Source organism: Streptomyces sp. NPDC052396 (genome assembly GCF_044593195.1).
Lineage (GTDB): Bacteria > Actinomycetota > Actinomycetes > Streptomycetales > Streptomycetaceae > Streptomyces.
In genome coordinates this window covers 221,225-237,719 of record NZ_JBIUAW010000010.1, presented here as the reverse complement: position 1 = coordinate 237,719, position 16,495 = coordinate 221,225, and the positions used below count along the sequence as shown (strand labels likewise).

The window sequence follows — 16,495 nt, the reverse complement described above, 5'->3', positions numbered from 1 at the left end:
CAGGGGACTTCATGGGGTTTCAGGGCCGGTCCCGACCCCCTCGACCTCAACCCTAGGGGCCGCCCCGGCGGCCGCAACCCGGCAACGGCCGCCCGCCCCTACACTCACCCGGTGGACACCTTGACCGGTCTGCTGGACGGGCCCAAGGCCCGGGGGGCCTTTCTGCTGCGGTCGGTGCTGAGCCCGCCCTGGTCGCTGCGGATAGCCGACCGGGCGCCGCTGTGCCTGCTCACCGTGGTGCGCGGACATGCCTGGATCACTCCCGGCGACGGCGAGCCGGTGCGGCTGGAGCCAGGAGCGGTCGCCCTGATCCGCGGCCCCGAGCCGTACACCGTCTCCGACGATCCCACGACCCCGGTCCAGGTGATCATCGGGCCCGGGCAGATGTGCAGTACCGGTGACGGCCAGGATGTGTCCGAGGGCATGGCGCTGGGCGTCCGCACCTGGGGCAACCACCCCGACGGTCCGGTGGTCCTGCTCACCGGCACCTATCAGCTGCGCCATGAGATCGGCCGCCGGCTGCTGGACGCCTTGCCGGCCCTGCTGGTCCGTCCGGCGCACACCGCGCCCGCCACCCTGGTCACGCTGCTCGCCGAGGAGATCGGCCGGGCGGAACCCGGGCAGGCGGCGGTACTGGACCGGATCCTGGACCTGCTGCTGGTCAGCGTGGTGCGCTCCTGGCTGGCCGAGGCGGGCAGCGGCGCGCCCGCCTGGTACCGAGCCCAGCACGACCCGGTGGCCGGCCCGGCCATGCGGCTGCTGCATACGCACCCGGCCCGGCCCTGGACGGTGGCCGGGCTCGCGGCCGAGGTGGGCGTCTCCCGGGCCGCCCTGGCCCGCCGCTTCACCACCCTGGTCGGCGAACCGCCGATGGCCTATCTCACCCAGTGGCGCCTCGCCCTCGCCGCCGACCTGCTGCGCGAGCCGGACGCCACCCTGGAGGCGGTGGCCCGGCAGGTCGGCTACGGCAGCGCCTTCGCGCTGAGCGCCGCCTTCAAACGGGTCCGCGGCGTGAGCCCCAGCCGGTACCGGGACGCCCTGCCGGCCGACGGCGGCCGGCCGGGCGCGGATGGCGCGGGCGGTCTCGCGCGGTAGCGGCGGACCGCGCCGGACGTGCCGGCCGCCGGCCGTGCGCCCGGAGCGTCACCCGCGCCGCCGGACCCGCTCCGGTGCGAAGGGCAGCCCGCTGCGCAGCCCCCGGCAGCCCAGGACCAGGGCCTCGCCGAGAAAGCCCAGGCCGATGGAGAGCTGCGCCGGGCGGGCAGCGCGGTGCATGCCCAGCCGCTCGGCGAGCAGCCCGTACCCGGCGCCGAGCAGCAGGGACACCAGCAGCACCAGAAAGGTCCGGCCGGTGTAGCGCTGCCAGAGCACCCCGTCCCTGGCGAAGATCCGCACGGTGGTGCCGCGCAGGGCGCCCAGGGCGACGGCCAGCAGGGCGCCGGCCGCCGTCCAGCCGAGATCGGCGGCGGTCAGACCATGGGCCTTGGCCAGGGCCGTGCCGCCGATGACGGTGAGGACCACGGGCGGCACGGCCAGATCGCGGAGGTTGAGTGGTTCCCCCTTGAGCCGTTTGACGATCACCGCCACCACGACCAGGACCACCAGCGCCACCAGCAGCGCGTTCATCGCATCCCCCTTATTTAGCACCACCTTGCGATAAAAAAAGGTTAGCCCACCGGTGCCGGACGGAACAACACCGCCCGCCCCGGGCCGGACCGGGGCGGGCGGTGGTCTCGGTGCCGTCAGGACGCGGTGACCTCCGTGCTCGCGGCGACCGGAGAGTCACCGGAGACCGAGCAGCTCACCGTCACCCCGAAGACGTGCACCGCTATGTCACCCGGGGTGAAGGTGGTGGTGCCCGCGCTGTCCAGTTCGACCGAGGCGGTGCCTCCGGTCACCGACACCGTGGAGCCGCTGGACACCGCGCTGTCATTGGTGGCCCCGGTTACCTGGACGCTGCCGGAGTTCGCCCCGCCGACCGTCAGGTTCATCTCGGCCGTCACGGTGTTCGCCGGCAGATCGATGGGCGCGGTCATCTGGGTGGTGGCGCTCACCGTGAGGTTCGCGCTGCCGGCCTGGGGGACACTGGCCGGCGCGGTCACGGTGAGCTGGATGGGGTTGACGCCGCTGGGCGCGCCCGGACCGGTGCAGGTGTAGCCGACGGACACGGTGTCCGTGCCGCCGGCCACGGCCGACGGGGCGGCCAGCCCGATGCCCGCGGTCGCCAGCAGGGCGACGGCCGCGGCGCCCGCCGCCGTCCGCCGGCGGTTCGGCCTCTTGGTGGTGTTCATCGCCGCTCTCCCTTCAGACCCGATACAGACCTGATGTGGACACGTCATGGGATCGCATGCGGCGCCGAAGAAGTCAACAGCGACTGCCCGCTGGCCTACAGTCGGGGCATGGTTGCAGAACAGGGGAGCGTGCGGGTGGACAGCTGGATCTGGTCCGTACGCCTGACCAAGACCCGTTCGCTGGCTGCCACGGCCTGTCGGGCGGGGCATGTCCGGGTCAACGGGGAGCGCGTCAAGCCCGCCCAGGCGGTACGCCCGGGTGACGAGGTACGGCTGTTCCATGCGGGGCGGGAGCGGATCGTGGTGATCTCGCGCCTGGTCCATAAGCGGGTGGGGGCGCCGGTGGCCGCGGAGTGCTATGTCGACAACAGCCCCCCGCCGCCCCCGCGCGAGGTGCTCGCTGCGGTGGGCCTGCGCGAACGGGGCGCCGGACGGCCCACCAAGCGGGACCGCCGGGAGATCGAGGAGCTCCGCGGTCGTTCGTAAGCGGGTTCGGGTACTGAGCCGGGAAGGTATGGTGGCCGGAGACCTTCGCCTGGCAGCGGCCACGGCGACCGAGGGGAAGAGGTGAGACGACATGCTGCGTAATGGCTTGGAGCCCTGGCACCTGCTCGTCGTGGCCATCGTGGTGCTCGTTGTCTTCGGCTCGAAGCGCCTTCCGGACACGGCCAGGGCGCTGGGGAAGTCCTTGCGGATCCTGAAGAGCGAGACCCGGGCGATGAAGGAGGAGAGCTCGTCGGCCGCCCCTCAGGGGCAGGCCCAGACGGAGGCGAAGCCGCACACCATCCAGGCGGCGCCCGGCGATGTGGCGTCCGCCCGCCCGGTGCACGAGAACGACACCAGTTCGTCTCGCTGACCTCAGACACACCCCGTTCCGGCCGGGACGGTACGGCCACGCACTCATCCGTGCGTGGCCGTCACCGTACCCGGCCGCGGCTCGTTGACGGGCTGAAAGTTGCTCCGGCTCCCGGGGCCGCCGCCCGCGCCCATGGGTCAGGCGGCGTCGAGGTCGAACGGCGGGGGACCGCCCGCCGCGAGCGAGGCTGATCCGCGAGGAGGAGCGGGGGCGTTGGACGGTGCATCGGAGGAGACCGTGGAGCCATCGACGCCCGGCTCCCTGAGCCCCAGCGGGTCGGCCGCCAGACGCTCGCGGACCCGGCCGGGCAGCCGGTCCGGGCCGAAGAGCAGCACCACCGGTGCCGGCGCCGCCGCCTTGCGCGGACCCACGTCCAAGAACACGGTTCGGCTCCTTGATCCGGTCGGCGGTCGCCGTTGACCGAGAGGTCCCGGCGGGCTACCGGGGCGGCGGACAGATGTCAAGACGGCAGGCGGACGACCCCTCGATACTTGCTATATTGCGCAACCGAGCAAGTCAGGGATGGTTCTGGCGGTCTGTTTCCGCGCGCCCTGATAAGGCCCGGAGAGTCGCGGGCGCACGCCGAAGAGTCGCGAAGGCCGCCCTGCGATGCGGCCGCCTACAGAAGGGGAGCGCGCATGGGGGGCAGCCCACCCGGTGCCCTGGGGAACCGGATGTGGCAGGAGGGTGCGGGGCGTGGCTCCGTGACCCGTGGTTCGGCCGGATTGCCGAACCAGCCGGTCAGATCCCGGGAGCCAGGCGGCAGCCGGACCGGCAGACCCGCGCCCAGGCCACCCCAGCCCCAGCCGGTGCTGGCCACCGGGCAGGCGCTGGCGCTGGCGGGAGCGCTGCTGGCGGTGGGCGCCGCGGTGGACGAGGCGACCGGCCCCGGCCTGGGCTGGATCTACGCCCTGGGGGCCGCCGCGGCCGCCGCCCTGCTGGCCTCGGCCTGCGCCCGCCCCGGCGGCTGGTGGGTGCCGGCGGTGCCGCCCCCGGCGGTCGCCCTGGTGGCGCTGTGCGCCCAACTGCTGACGGGCGGCTCCCACGCGGCGAGCGCCTCGGGCAAGGCCGCCACGGCGGCCGCCATGACGGACGCGCTGCGCTGGGCCAATGACAGCTTCCCGGCCATGGCGACGGCCGAGGCCATTGTGCTGACGGTGCTGGTGACCCGGGCCGCCCGGGCGGGGCGGGACAGGAGGACCAGCCATGCCTGACATCCCGCGCGTCCAGCGCCCCCGCCCCGCCGCGGGCCGTACCCCCGACCGCACGGCGGGCGCCCAGCGGCAGCGCCGCCGCCGCCCCGGACCGGGGGCCGCCGCCCGGATCGCGGTCTGCCTGTCCTCCGCGGCCATCATGGTGACCAGCGGCACCGGCTGGCTGGCCTACCACTGGCTGAACAACGGACTGATCACCTCCAGCGCCCTGGACGCCCTGCGCAAGGGGGCGCCCAGAAAGCTGGACGACTCGGTCAACCTCCTGCTGATCGGCCTGGATTCACGCAAGGACATGGACGGCAACGACCTGCCCAAGGAGTTTGTCCAGCAGGAACTGCACGCCGGATCAAGCGAGATCGGCGGCTACAACACCAACACCCTTATCCTGATGCATATTCCGGCGGACGGCGGGAAGGTCACGGCCTTCTCCATTCCGCGCGATGATTATGTCCAGGTGGCCGGCGGCCGGGGTGAGCACAAGATCAAGGAGGCCTATGGCATCGCCAAGGCCGAGGCCCAGGACACCCTCTCCGCACAGGGCGTCAAGGGCGCCGAGCTGGAGCACCGCAGCCGGGAGGCCGGACGCGAGGCCACCCTGGCGACCGTGCAGGACTTCCTCGGGGTGCCCATCGACCACTTCGCCGAAGTCAACCTGCTGGGCTTCTATGACATCGCCAAGGTGGTGCAACCGGTCCCGGTCTGCCTGAAGAACCCGGTCCACGACCACTACTCGGGCGCCGACTTCCCCGCCGGGCCACAGGAGTTGAATGCCCGTCAGGCCCTGGCCTTTGTCCGGCAGCGGCACGGGCTGACCAACGGGGACCTGGACCGCACCCACCGTCAGCAGGCGTTTATCTCCTCGGTGACGCACAAGCTCAAGTCCCAGGGCGTGTGGAGCGACCTGGACAAGCTGCAGGGCCTGTTCGACGTGGTGAAGAAGGACGTGGTCATCGACGACCGGTGGAACATCCTGGACTTCGCCCAGCAGGCCCCCAACCTCACCGGCGGCAACGCCGAGTTCCACACGCTGCCCATCGCCGGGTTCGCCAACCGCAAAGGGGAGGCGGTCAACCTGGTCGATCCGGTGAAGGTACGGGCGCTGGTCCAGTCGATGATCGGGCAGGCCCATGCCTCGGCCGCCTCGCCCTCCCCGTCCTCCTCACCCCCCGTACCGGCCGACGCCGCCACCATGGTGGTGGACGTACGCAACGCCTCGGGCACCCCGGGAGCCGCGGCCGCCGAATCCAAGGCGCTGTCCGCGCTGGGCTACCGGCCCGGAATGATCGCCAACGCCCCGACGGCCGGCCACACTTCGGTGCTGCACGGACCGGGAGCCCAGGCCGCGGCCCGGCAGATCGCCGCCGCCCTGGGAGTCGATGCCGGCGCCGGCCGGGCGGTCCCCCCGGGACATGTGGTGGTCACCCTCGGCCCCGGCTTCAAGGCCCCCGCCCCCGCCAAGCCGGAGGCCGCCGAAAAACCCAAGTCCGCCGAGCCCTCACCCGTCTCCTCGGACGACTTCCAGGGCCCCACCGTGAAGATGGGCGGCGTCCCCTGCGTCGACTGACGGCCATCACAGGCCGGCGGCTGTACCTCTCCGACGGACATGGCGCGGCCCCGCCGCACCCCCGGCGGCCCGCGCACCGGCGGACGTACCGCCGCTTCCGCCCGGCCAGGCGCTGAGCCCGGCGGAAGCGGCACGGTACGCCAACGGTGCGCCCGGTCCTCCCGGCTGCCCGTCGTGCGCCCGGGCAGGAACCACAGGGGGCGGCGGGGCCGCGCGGCCCGTGCTACTTATGGTGCGCCTGGTGGCCGAACATGCAGTCCCGGATCATGTCCAGATGCTTGGCGATGACCGGCCGGGCCTTGCGGGCGGCATCCCGCACCGCCGGGTCCCGGCCGTGGTCCTTCTCGTTGTCCACCAGGTCCAGGGCCAGAACGTGCCCGGTGTCCTGGGCCCGCAGCCAGGCGTCGTCATAGCGCGGCGTATGGGCCTTCTTCCGCAGCTCCTTCAGCTGCTGCTCCTGATCCGCACCGGCCGAGCGCGGCAGCGTGATCCGGAACCTGTCGGCCAGTGCCTTGACGTCCTGGTCCAGCTTGGTGTGGTCGCGTACCAGGACCTGGCCGAGGTCCTTGACGCACCGGGTGACGGCATTGCTCTGGGCGTCGCGGCCCGCTGCGATCTCGGCCAGATTGCCCCGGTGAACGGTCGTCAGGAACACCTCGTCGTGGTCGTCATTGGTGGCCAGCGCGGTCCCGGCGGAAGCTGTGGCCAGGGCGATGGCCGCCAGTGCTGTGGTGACCCGGCGTCGCATGCGCATCGTTCATCGCTCCGTTCCTCGTCGGCCCGCGGCACGCCTGCCTCAGGCCCGGGCCGGTGCGGTGAAGGGCGCGCCCATCGCGCCCCTCGCAGGCAGATGACTGCCCCCGGGCGGTGTGCCGCCTGCCCGTGGGGCAGTCCCAGTCCCTCCAACGGAGCAGCACCGATTGCGTCCGGCGCCGGCCTCAGCGGCCGATCAGCCCGGACTGGGTGCGCAGCAGGCTGGTCAGCAGCCCGCCGGCGGTGTCCACCAGCCCGGTCGCCACCCCGGTGACGCTGCCCAGCAGGTTGAAGGCCAGCCCGGTCACCGTGTTGAGCAGACCGCCGACCAGCGACAGCAGCCCGCTGCCGCCGTCCCGGTCGAAGTCGCCGCGGGCACGGTCGGACTCCGCCCGGCTGGCGTCGATCGCCGCCCGGTCCGGCCGGGCCGCCGTCGACTGGGCACGCAGCTGCGCCCGGTCCCGGTCCAGGACGGTCACCCGGTCGGTGACCGCCTGGCACTGCCGGCCCTGCTCCTCGGTGCGGTTATGGGCGGCCGCGCACTCCGTGGCCACCTCGGCGGCCAGGCGGGTCATCCGGTCCTGCTCAATGGCCTTGAGCGCGTCACCGGAACTGCGGCGCAGCTCATCCGGGCTGCCGCCGGGGGCGGCGGCGGTCAGGGGAGCCGGCTGCGGGCCGGCGGCGGTGGCCGGGGCGGCCGGGGCGATGGTGGCCAGCGTGGCGCACAGGGCGGCGGCGATACGGAGGCCGGATCTGCGGGGGGATGCCATGACTGCTCCTTCACGGAGGGGATCTTGCCGGTCACCCTGCGTCCTGCCGATGCGCCCCGCAATCGGAAGCGGGCCCGGGGCAGGCCAACTGACGCACCGTCCGGCCGCCGGAATCGGAGCTGTAAGGCCGTCAGACAAGGCCCCGGGGGCACCCGGGCGCGATTCACCACCCGCGGTACGCCGGACGGGTTCCGGCCGCGCGGATACCGGTATCACCTGTCCAGGCTGGCGATTTGACGACTTCAAGAGTTGATCTATGTGTCGATATAACGCTTCATGGTCCGCTGTGCTGGTCGTTGTGTTGTGGGTGCGGGTCGTTCGTGGCCGGTCGCGCGGTTCCCCGCGTCCCTGACGGGGCGCCGTGGGCTGTCGGGCAGCGCCTAGCGCCAGTCGGCCGCGAAGGCCCGGGCCGGGTTGGCGACGAAGACCTGCTCCACAAACCCGGACCCCAGTTCCGCCGCCAGCCGCGGCCGCAGCCTGCGCAGCAGATGGGGCATTCCTGGGCCGCCGCCGGAGGCCGCCCGGGCCGCCGCCGTGGTGGTGTCGCCACCGAGCAGGATCCGGTCCGCGTAACCGGCCTCCGCCAGTGCGGTCAGTTCGTCCAACAGCCGCCAGTCTGTGGCGTGATGGGCGCGGGACGGGCCGTCGAAGGCGAGGAACGCCCCGGATCCGGCGGCCTCCCGCTGGGCCCCGGTGTCGGGTGAACGGCCCAGGTGGCCCAGGATCACCCGGTCCGCCGGCACGGCCAGTTGGCCGCAGAGGAGCTCGAGGACCTCCAACGCGCCCGTGCCCAGCTCCAGATGGACGGCGATGGGGGAGCCGGTGGCGTGATGGGCCTGCGCGGCCGCCGTCATCACCTGGCGGGCATGGGTGTTGAGACCGTGGAAGTCCCCGGCGACCTTGATCAGTCCGGCCCGGACCGGCGCCGTGGTCAGGTCCGCGATGAACAGCTCCGCCAGCCGGTCCCGTTCACGGGCCAGCCGCTCCGGCGCATAGTGCGCGGCCTGGTGCAGTCCGGTGGCGGCCACCACCCGCACTCCGGAGGCCCGGGACGCCTCGGCGGCCTCGGTCAGCCGCCGGCCCAGTCCGCGCGGGGTCCACTGGACGACCGTCCGGCCCCCCAGCTCCCGGAAGGCGCGCAGCTCGTCCAACGCGGCCCGGGGATCGTCGAGTTCCTGTCCCGGCAGCAGCGGGCTGCGGAAGAAAAGGTGGTCATGGGCATTGGTGACGCCCAGCTCGGTGGCGGGGACATCGCCAAGTACGGTGCGCACGGCGCTCATCGGGGCTCCTGGAATGATCGAGTAACGGGCTAACCGTTACACGATTCGGCGTAACGCGCAAGGCGTTACATCGTTTCCAGGGGTGATCAGTTGCTCTTGTAGCCCCGCGCCCACTGCAGACCCCAGCCGTAGAGCCGGTCCAGATCCGACTGGAAGCCATAGACATAGGCGGCCTCCCGGTGCACGGTCAGATGGCCGTCCCGGTTCTCGATCAGGGCCACCGCGCAGGAACGTGCCTGCGGATCATGCCCGTCCAGCTCTATCGCGAACTGATGGCCGTCGGGCAGATAGAAGGTGATGGTGCTGTCGATACGGCCGAACACCGGTGTGCAGTCGTAGTTGTAGACAAAGACCAGGATGCGGCGGAACGCGTCCTGCTGGTCGAGGTTGATGTACAGGGTCTCCCCGGTCGGCCCGCCGAAACGGTTGTCCCCGCTGAGCGAGATATACGGCGGATGGAACAGGTCGCCATGGAACTCGCCCAGCGGCTGGACCACGCCCTTGCTGCCGTCCGCCAGTTCATACAGGCAGGCCAGGTCGAGATCGACCGAGACCAGCGCCTGGCCATGGGCCTGGAGTTGGGCGGCCGACGGGGAGAACAGGGTGCGCAGCAGCCCGTAGTCGCGTGGCGCGCCCGGGCCGCCCAGCATCCGCCAGGTCAGATTGACCCTCAAGGTGCCACCGGTGGTGCTGTGATGGGTGAGCCAGTCGGTGGGATGGGTCTTGGAGAGCCGCTTGTGATGCGGAGTAGCCCAGTCAAAGGCGTGTTGTGCTTCCCGGCGTCGGTTGCCATTTCCCACCAGGTACGACCACAGGCTGCTCCCGTCCTGGGCGCGCGCGACGGGACCCGTACTCTGCCCGGCCGGCACCGGGCGCCGGGGCGCGCGTACACGTGGGCGCATCCGCCCTCCTCCTTCGCTGGATCCGGCGTTCAGCAGGATCAACGCGAGGCGGGCGGACAGGACATGGGTGGCCGGTCAGCCGGCCCGGGCCACGGCTTTCCCGGCCTTGTCCCAGTTCTCCTTGAGCCGGTCCAGATAGGACCCGGCCGTGCTGCCCGGGGTGGCGCCCCGGGCGAAGGCCGCCATGTTCCCGCCACCGGCGTTGTAACCCAGCGCCAGCAGCTGGTCCTTGGTGTAGGAACCGGCCCAGTGGGCGGGCAGCTGGGCGGCGAGGTCATGCAGGAACCAGGCCTCGGCGGTGATGGCCAGATCGGGGTCGCCGGGCAGGTCCTGCCAGTCGCGATGGGCGAAGGGCCGGCCCTGTTTGGTCTGGTCGAAGGCCGCCTTGTGCATATTGGCGATGCCAAACGCGGAGTCCGGCTTGATCTTCTGCCAGGACCGCTCGAAAGCGGGATCGTGCGGCTTGTAGTCCTCGTTGTAGAGGATCGCCATCATCAGACGGGGACTGACCCCGGCCTCCCGGGCGTGCTTGATCACCTGGGGTGCGTAGTGGGCGGGGTCCTGGTTGCCGGTGCTGTCCGGCACGCCGGCGGAGGCCGGGGCGGAGGCATGGGCGGAGGCCGACGGCCGTTCGTCCGGGTGTCCGGAGCGGGCGGTGCCGCCGGAACACCCGGTGACACAGCAGGCGGTCAGCGCGGCCGCCACCGCGAACCGGCGGGCCGTACCCGGGGACTTGCTCACCTGCGTTCCTCCTGACCTTTCACCGAGGGGTGCCGTGATCCATCATCCCCGACGTCAGTCCACACAGGGCACCCCGCCCATGGTCACCGAGGGCCCGGCGAAGCCCCCGGCCGCCGGTCCGCCCGGCGCGGGCGGGCCGGCGGGGGGCGCCTTGGCGTCCGTGGCGGGGCCCGGTGACGGCGGCACACCAGGGCCGATCATCGCCTGCACGGTCGCCTTGATCCGGTCCGGGTCGACCAGGTTGACATCCTCCCCGCCGATGGTGGCGAAACCGGTGATGGGCAGGGTGTGGAAGTCGGCCTTGCCGCCGGTGAGACCGGGCGCCTGCTGGGCGAAGTCCAGCACGTCCCAGCCGCTGTCGAGCACCAGGTCCTTGCGCAGCACGCCGAACAGCTCCCGCAGCCTGCCCAGGTCGTCGAAGGCGCCCTGGCGCTTGAGCTTATGGGTGACCGAGGAGAGGAACGCCTGCTGGCGGTGGGTGCGGTCCAGGTCGCCGTTGTCCAGGCCGTGCCGCTGGCGGACGAAGGCCAGCGCCTGCCGCGGGTCGAGGTCCTGTACGCCCGCCGGGAAGTCGGCCCCCGAATACCGGTCGTGCACCGGGTGCTTGAGGCACACCGTCACGGGCTGCAGCACCTTGGCGATGTCATAGAACCCCAGCAGATTGACCTCGGCGAAGTGATCGACCGGCACCCCCAGGAACTGCTGCACGGTCTGCAGGGTCGCCGCCCGTCCCGCCTCCCGGCTGCGGTGTTCCAGTTCGGCGCCGCTGACCCCCTGGGCGGCCAGCCGGTCATGGGCGGCGGTGTAGGCGTAGGAGTACGCCTCCTTGATCTTGTAGTGGCCCAGGGGGGAGCCATCGCCGTTGAGGGTCTGCACATAGTCGTCCCGGGGGATGGAGAAGGCGGTCGCCCGCCCGCCGTCCGCCGGAATGTGCATCAGGATCAGGGTGTTGGTGTTGTAGTAGCCGATCTCGCTCGACCCGGCGTGCAGTTGGTCCTGGACGAACTCCCTGGGCAGGTCGTTGCCGTCCATGTCCTTGCGGGAATCCAGGCCGATCAGCAGCAGATTGGCCGAGCTGTCCAGATGCCGGGGGGCGTGCCGGCGCGCGGCGTTCAGCGCATCCGAGGTGGTCAGCCCGTCGGTGAGGGCGTGATAGGTGAACCAGGTCACCCCGCAGGCGATCAGCACCATCGCGGAGGCGGCCCACAACAGGAGGCGCGCCGCTCTGACGGCCGGTGCGGGCGGCATCCGGTCAGCCATGCCCGTTCCTCCCGCCGCCCAGCGCCCGGATGCCCCGCAGGACCAGGACGGCGAGCACCGCGCACTCGGCCGCCACCATCACCGGGAAGCTGTCAATCGCCCAGCGGGCCAGGGCCGTCGCCAGCGGCCTGCCATACAGCGGAGAGGTGCCGGCGGACGGCAGCGAGACCGCGGCCGTCACCGCGAACACCACCAGCGGCGGCAGCGGAATCACCCAGCTCAGCCCGGAGTGCGCGGCCGCGAAGACGGTGCCCCACACCGCCGCCAGGACCGCGCCCACGGCCAGCCCCCAGCCATGCGCCGATCCGGTCAGCAGATCCAGGCCGCCGCCCAGTGCCGGTGGAACCAGCACGATCGCGGCGGTGACGGCGCCCGGTGGTGCTGTCATCCCCAAGCCCTCGCTTTGCTCCGTCGGTCACTCCGGCGGTACGCCCGCCCGCCCATGGCGCGGCTGTCCCCTGCCGGGAGACGCGCCCACCGCGCCCCGGGTTGCAGACTTGCGCAAACGGGCAAGTGTGACCCACGGTGGACGCGCCGGTGGCGTGCGCCTCCCGGCAAGGGGGAATGCCCGGGGACGGCAAGGGAGTTGAGTCCGGTACGGACATCGGGAGGGGTCGGGATGAGTGACCGGGTCGGCGGCGTGGTCCGCTGGTTCAACCAGGCCAGGGGCTATGGCTATATCAATGGCGACGACGGGCGGGATGTCCTGGTGCGCCGGGAGGCCATCGAGGGAGGCACCTTTGTCACCGAGGGCATGCGGGTCACCTATGTGGCGGTGGGGGAGGACGACGAGGTGCACGCCGAGCGGGTCCGCATCATCGAATAGATCAGCGGCCTGGCCTGGGCACATGGCATGCTGAAGGGGTGAACGGACCGAAGATCCACGTTGTGTTGGCACCCGCGCTGCGGCTCTTCGCCGCCCCCGACCGGCGCACCGGACGGATGACCGTCATCACCGACGGCGCCTCCTCGCTGGGGCATGTGGTGGAGTCGCTGGGCGTGCCGCTCACCGAGGCCGGCGCGCTGCTGGTGGACGGCCGGGAGGTGCCGGTGTCCCATGTGCCGGGGGCCGGGGAGACGGTGGAGGTCCGTGAGGTCGCGCGTCCGCAGCGGGTGCCGGGGGCGCCCCTGCGGTTCCTGCTGGACGTCCATCTCGGCACGCTCGCCCGGCGGTTGCGGCTGCTGGGCGTGGACGCGGCCTATGAGAGCGAGGACATCGGCGACCCCGCGCTGGCCGCCCGGTCGGCGGCCGAGCGCCGGGTGCTGCTCTCCCGCGACCGGGGACTGCTGCGGCGCCGGGAGATCTGGGCGGGCGCATATGTCTACAGCGACCGGCCCGATGACCAACTGCGCGATGTGCTGGGCCGGTTCGCCCCGCAGCTGGCCCCCTGGACCCGCTGCACGGCCTGCAACGGCGAACTCCGTGACGCCGACAAGGACTCGGTGGGTGAGCTGCTGGAGCACGGCACTCGCCGCAGCTATGAGGTCTTCGCCCAGTGCACCGCCTGCGACCGGGTGTACTGGCGCGGCGCCCACCATGCCCGGCTGGAGGCGATCGTGGCCGAGGCGGTACGGGAGTTCGGCGGCGCGGCGGCGTAGTCCAGGGCCGTCCGGGCGGGACACCCCCCGGCCCCCGGTGCCGCTCAGGGCAGGGTGAGGATCCGGGGTCCGTCCTCGGTGATGGCCACGGTGTGCTCGATATGGGCCGCCCGGCTGCCGTCCCGGGTGAGCAGCGTCCAGCCGTCCGCCGCCGTGCGGTAGTCGTCACCGCCGCCGGCCATCAGCATCGGCTCGATGGCCAGGACCAGTCCGGGCCGCAGGGGGTAACCCCGGCCCGGGCGGCCCCGGTTGGGCACCGAAGGGTCCTCGTGCATCTGGCGGCCGATGCCGTGCCCGCCGAAGTCGGCGGGCATCCCGCAGCGGGCCGCGCGGGCCACCTTGCCGATGGCGGCGGAGATATCGCCCATCCGGTTGCCGGGCACGGCGGCGGCGATGCCCGCCTCCAGGGCGCGCCGGGTCGCCTCGATCAGCTCCGGGTCGCCGGGCCGCGGTGCGCCGACCACAAAGCTGACGGCCGCGTCGCCGGTCCAGCCGTCCAGGCGGGCGCCGCAGTCGACGCTCAGCAGATCGCCGTCGCGCAGCCGGTACCCGTCCGGTATCCCATGCACCACGGCGTCATTGACCGAGGTACAGATGACACCGGGGAACGGGGTGGGGGCGAAGGAGGGCCGGTAGCCGAGGAAGGGTGAGCCGGCCCCGGCCCGGTCCAGCACCCCGCGTGCCACCTCGTCCAATTCCCGCAGCGTTACGCCCACTTGGGCCGCCTTCTCCACCTCGGCCAGGGCCTGGGCCACAATCCGCCCGGCCTCGCGCATCGCCTCGATCTGTGCGGCCGTCTTGAGTTCCACCATGCCGGTACCCCCTGCTCGGTCCCATTCTTATACCGGTATTTGTATCACGGGATTAGTATTGCCCGTATGGTGAGAACCCCTTTGACCCCCGAGGAACGGCAACGCGGCGAGCTGTTCGGCGCCCTGCTGCGGCAGGCGCGGGGCGAGCGCAGCATGGTGGAGATCGCCGCGGCGGCGGGAGTGTCCGCGGAGACCCTGCGCAAGATCGAGACCGGGCGGGCGCCCACCCCGGCCTTCTTCACGGTGGCCGCCCTGGCGTCGGTGCTCGGCCTGTCCATGGACGAGCTGGCCGCCGCATGCCACCAGGAGCCCGAGGAACACCGGCTGGGGCTGTCGGCCTGAGCCGTGTGCGCAGGGGCCGCATGGGTCGGGTGCCGCGTGCGTAGGGGCCGTGTGCGTAGGGGCCGTGTGCATAGGGGCCGGCGAACCCCTGTCCGGGTTCACCGGCCCCTACGGCCGGGGGCGGGAGCTCAGGACTCCGGCGCGGCTTCCTCGGCCGGAGCGGCCCCGCCCGCCGCCTCCGCCGCGGCTTCCTCCTCTTCCTCCTCCTCGGGCACTTCCTCGGCCTGTGCGGCCACCACCTGCAGCACTGCCGTCTCCTCGTCCACGGCCAGCGCGGTGCCACGCGGCAGCGGGATGTCCCCGGCGTGCACCGTGTGCCCGGCCTCCAGGCCCTCGATGGACACCGTGACGCCCTCCGGGATGTGGGTGGCCTCCGCCTCCACGGGCAGGGCGTTGAGGATGTACTCCAGCAGGTTGCCGCCGGGTGCCAGTTCCCCCTCGGTGTGCACCGGGATCTCCACGGTCACCTTCTCGCCCCGCTTCACGGCTAGCAGGTCCGCGTGGATCAGGAAGCCCTTCAGCGGGTCGCGCTGCACCTCCTTGGGAATGCACAGCTCGTTCTTCCCGCCGTGGATGTCCATCCTGATCAGCACATTCGGCGTCTTCAGGGCCATCCACAGGGCATGGCCGTCGACGGTCACATGCTTGGGCTCGGCGCCGTGCCCGTAGATGACGGCGGGCACCTTGTCGGCCCGGCGGATACGGCGCGCGGCGCCCTTGCCGAACTCCTTGCGTACCTCGGCTACCAGCTTGACCTCGGCCATGGCTGCACTCCTCGTCCTTCCAGGTCCAGTGGCCGTGGGCCGGCCCTCACAGACCTGGTGTAACCGGCCGGGGAGCGCCGCGATCCTGATGTTGCGCCGTACAGAGCAATGGCGGCACCACGGGTCCGGCCCGTCAGACGGGGCCTGGGTACGGGCCGAGGGCCGCCGCCATCCGCCGTACCGCCTCATCCAGCACCTCGGGCGAGGTCGCCAGGTTCAGCCGGACGTGTCCGGCGCCACCGGTGCCGAAGGCGGCCCCATCGGTCAGCGCCACCCGGCCGCGCTCCAGGAACGCCGCCGCCGGATCCGCTGCCAGCCCGGCGGCCCGGCAGTCCAGCCAGGCCAGATAGGTGCCCTGCGGCGGGCGGTACCGGACGCCCGGCAGATGCCGGCGCACCAGATCGGCCAGCAGCCGCCGGTTCTCGTCCAGCCCGGCCAGCACCCCGTCCAGCCAGCCGTCGCAGTGCCGCAGCGCCGCGGTGTGCGCGATCACCCCCAAGTGGCTCGGCCCATGGCTCACTTCGGGCGGCATCCGGCGCAACTCCTCGGCCGCGCCCGGCCCGGCCACCGCCAGCGCCGCCTTCAGCCCGGCCAGATGCCAGGCCTTGGACGCGGACAGCAGGGCGAAGGCACGTTCCGTTCCCGGCACCGAGAGAAAGGGCACATACTCGGTGCCGGGCAGCACCAGCGGGGCATGTATCTCATCGGCGACCACCCGCACCCCATAGGTGTTGGCCAGGGCGGCCACCTCGGTGAGCTCCTGCCGGGTGTGCACGGTGCCGGTGGGATTGTGCGGACTGCACAGCAGGTGGGCCGCCCGGCGCCCACGGGCCACCGCGCGCCGGAAGGCGGCCTCCAGGGCCACCGGATCGATCCGGTGGTCATCGCCCAGCGGAGCCTCCACCACTCGCCGGTCCAGATGTTCCACAAACGCGTAGAACGGCGGATAGACCGGGGAGTTGACCACCACCGCGTCGCCCGGCCCGGTCACCAGCTTGAGCACCTCGACGATGCCCAGCATCACATCCGGCACCACCGCGGTGCGCTCGGCCACCACCCCGTCCCAGCCCCAGCGGCGACGGGCGAAGCCGTCCAGCGCCGCCGCGTAACCCTCGCCGGTCGCATAGCCGGTGTCGCCGCGCGCCACCGCCTCCGTCACCGCCTGTACCACCGGGCCGGGCAGCGGTACATCCATCTCCGCCACCCACAACGGCAGTACGTCCGGCGGGTATTGACGCCACTTGGCGCTGGTGCGGCGGCGCAGCTCCGCCAGCGACAGCCGGCGCAGCGGCGCCCTCTCGTCATGCTCCTCGTGCTCCTGGTGCTCGTCGTAGGACATGGCACCCA

The 16,495-nt window shown here is 72.2% G+C and carries 21 protein-coding genes; 8 read left to right on the top strand and 13 right to left on the bottom strand.

Annotation, left to right across the window (positions count from 1 at the left end):
• The first annotated feature begins 111 nt into the window (after positions 1–111).
• On the top strand, positions 112–1,095 hold the full coding sequence (locus tag ACIHFE_RS25760) for an AraC family transcriptional regulator (RefSeq protein WP_400110066.1): 984 nt from the start codon (positions 112–114) through the stop codon (positions 1,093–1,095).
• Positions 1,096–1,143: 48 nt separating this feature from the next.
• Here the strand turns inward: ACIHFE_RS25760 and ACIHFE_RS25755 are convergent, their stop codons facing one another.
• Together ACIHFE_RS25755 and ACIHFE_RS25750 are read right to left on the bottom strand one after the other, a co-directional pair.
• Positions 1,144–1,626, bottom strand: coding sequence for a DUF1453 domain-containing protein (locus ACIHFE_RS25755; RefSeq protein WP_400110064.1), 483 nt, complete (start codon positions 1,624–1,626; stop codon positions 1,144–1,146).
• A 116-nt stretch (positions 1,627–1,742) separates the two neighbouring features.
• Complete coding sequence (locus ACIHFE_RS25750) at positions 1,743–2,291, bottom strand: hypothetical protein (RefSeq protein WP_400110062.1); 549 nt, start codon at positions 2,289–2,291, stop codon at positions 1,743–1,745.
• A gap of 108 nt (positions 2,292–2,399) precedes the next feature.
• Here ACIHFE_RS25750 and ACIHFE_RS25745 point away from each other — a divergent pair, with 108 nt between their 5' ends.
• Together ACIHFE_RS25745 and tatA are read left to right on the top strand one after the other, a co-directional pair.
• Positions 2,400–2,777 carry an RNA-binding S4 domain-containing protein gene (locus tag ACIHFE_RS25745; protein ID WP_400110060.1) on the top strand — a complete coding sequence of 126 codons (378 nt, stop codon included), beginning with the start codon at positions 2,400–2,402 and terminating at the stop codon, positions 2,775–2,777.
• Between the two features lie 91 nt (positions 2,778–2,868).
• Positions 2,869–3,147 (top strand): Sec-independent protein translocase subunit TatA, encoded by a 279-nt coding sequence (gene tatA, locus ACIHFE_RS25740; protein ID WP_400110058.1) that lies wholly within the window; start codon positions 2,869–2,871, stop codon positions 3,145–3,147.
• 137 nt (positions 3,148–3,284) lie between these two features.
• Here the strand turns inward: tatA and ACIHFE_RS25735 are convergent, their stop codons facing one another.
• Entirely contained in the window at positions 3,285–3,530 is a 246-nt protein-coding gene (locus tag ACIHFE_RS25735; protein WP_400110056.1) for a hypothetical protein, read from the bottom strand.
• Positions 3,531–3,956: 426 nt separating this feature from the next.
• On the opposite strand from ACIHFE_RS25735, the gene ACIHFE_RS25730 reads away from it, so the two are divergent.
• Together ACIHFE_RS25730 and ACIHFE_RS25725 are read left to right on the top strand one after the other, a co-directional pair.
• The gene (locus ACIHFE_RS25730; RefSeq protein WP_400110054.1) at positions 3,957–4,361 is read left to right on the top strand and encodes a DUF6542 domain-containing protein; all 405 of its coding nucleotides are present in this window, start codon (positions 3,957–3,959) and stop codon (positions 4,359–4,361) included.
• Positions 4,354–5,925 carry an LCP family protein gene (locus ACIHFE_RS25725; protein WP_400110052.1) on the top strand — a complete coding sequence of 524 codons (1,572 nt, stop codon included), beginning with the start codon at positions 4,354–4,356 and terminating at the stop codon, positions 5,923–5,925. The genes ACIHFE_RS25730 and ACIHFE_RS25725 overlap by 8 nt, the downstream gene beginning before the upstream one ends.
• 223 nt (positions 5,926–6,148) lie before the next feature.
• Here the strand turns inward: ACIHFE_RS25725 and ACIHFE_RS25720 are convergent, their stop codons facing one another.
• From ACIHFE_RS25720 to ACIHFE_RS25690, 7 genes are all read right to left on the bottom strand, one after another.
• Positions 6,149–6,679, bottom strand: a complete 531-nt coding sequence (locus ACIHFE_RS25720; RefSeq protein ID WP_400110050.1) for a DUF4142 domain-containing protein — start codon at positions 6,677–6,679, stop codon at positions 6,149–6,151.
• A gap of 184 nt (positions 6,680–6,863) precedes the next feature.
• Entirely contained in the window at positions 6,864–7,448 is a 585-nt protein-coding gene (locus tag ACIHFE_RS25715) for a hypothetical protein (protein WP_400110048.1), read from the bottom strand.
• Positions 7,449–7,828: 380 nt separating this feature from the next.
• Positions 7,829–8,728, bottom strand: coding sequence for a phosphotriesterase (locus ACIHFE_RS25710; RefSeq protein WP_400110046.1), 900 nt, complete (start codon positions 8,726–8,728; stop codon positions 7,829–7,831).
• An 86-nt stretch (positions 8,729–8,814) separates the two neighbouring features.
• Positions 8,815–9,630, bottom strand: coding sequence for a Tellurium resistance (locus ACIHFE_RS25705; RefSeq protein WP_400110044.1), 816 nt, complete (start codon positions 9,628–9,630; stop codon positions 8,815–8,817).
• Positions 9,631–9,705: 75 nt separating this feature from the next.
• The gene (locus ACIHFE_RS25700; protein ID WP_400110042.1) at positions 9,706–10,371 is read right to left on the bottom strand and encodes a lytic transglycosylase domain-containing protein; all 666 of its coding nucleotides are present in this window, start codon (positions 10,369–10,371) and stop codon (positions 9,706–9,708) included.
• Positions 10,372–10,425: 54 nt separating this feature from the next.
• A complete protein-coding gene (locus tag ACIHFE_RS25695) occupies positions 10,426–11,631 on the bottom strand; it encodes an LCP family protein (RefSeq protein ID WP_400110040.1) in 1,206 nt (401 codons plus the stop codon).
• The gene (locus ACIHFE_RS25690) at positions 11,624–12,019 is read right to left on the bottom strand and encodes a hypothetical protein (RefSeq protein WP_400110038.1); all 396 of its coding nucleotides are present in this window, start codon (positions 12,017–12,019) and stop codon (positions 11,624–11,626) included. The genes ACIHFE_RS25695 and ACIHFE_RS25690 overlap by 8 nt, the downstream gene beginning before the upstream one ends.
• 231 nt (positions 12,020–12,250) lie before the next feature.
• On the opposite strand from ACIHFE_RS25690, the gene ACIHFE_RS25685 reads away from it, so the two are divergent.
• The gene (locus ACIHFE_RS25685; RefSeq protein ID WP_400110036.1) at positions 12,251–12,457 is read left to right on the top strand and encodes a cold shock domain-containing protein; all 207 of its coding nucleotides are present in this window, start codon (positions 12,251–12,253) and stop codon (positions 12,455–12,457) included.
• A 38-nt stretch (positions 12,458–12,495) separates the two neighbouring features.
• Positions 12,496–13,230: a Mut7-C RNAse domain-containing protein gene (locus ACIHFE_RS25680; RefSeq protein WP_400110034.1), complete on the top strand. Its 735-nt coding sequence runs from the start codon at positions 12,496–12,498 to the stop codon at positions 13,228–13,230.
• A 44-nt stretch (positions 13,231–13,274) separates the two neighbouring features.
• On the opposite strand, the gene map is transcribed toward ACIHFE_RS25680, so the two are convergent.
• The gene (map, locus tag ACIHFE_RS25675; protein ID WP_400110031.1) at positions 13,275–14,042 is read right to left on the bottom strand and encodes a type I methionyl aminopeptidase; all 768 of its coding nucleotides are present in this window, start codon (positions 14,040–14,042) and stop codon (positions 13,275–13,277) included.
• A gap of 66 nt (positions 14,043–14,108) precedes the next feature.
• Here map and ACIHFE_RS25670 point away from each other — a divergent pair, with 66 nt between their 5' ends.
• Entirely contained in the window at positions 14,109–14,384 is a 276-nt protein-coding gene (locus ACIHFE_RS25670; protein WP_400110029.1) for a helix-turn-helix domain-containing protein, read from the top strand.
• Positions 14,385–14,512: 128 nt separating this feature from the next.
• On the opposite strand, the gene ACIHFE_RS25665 is transcribed toward ACIHFE_RS25670, so the two are convergent.
• Both ACIHFE_RS25665 and ACIHFE_RS25660 read right to left on the bottom strand, forming a co-directional pair.
• Positions 14,513–15,148, bottom strand: coding sequence for a 50S ribosomal protein L25/general stress protein Ctc (locus tag ACIHFE_RS25665; protein WP_400110027.1), 636 nt, complete (start codon positions 15,146–15,148; stop codon positions 14,513–14,515).
• Between the two features lie 133 nt (positions 15,149–15,281).
• A complete protein-coding gene (locus tag ACIHFE_RS25660) occupies positions 15,282–16,487 on the bottom strand; it encodes a MalY/PatB family protein (protein ID WP_400110025.1) in 1,206 nt (401 codons plus the stop codon).
• Positions 16,488–16,495: the final 8 nt, after the last annotated feature.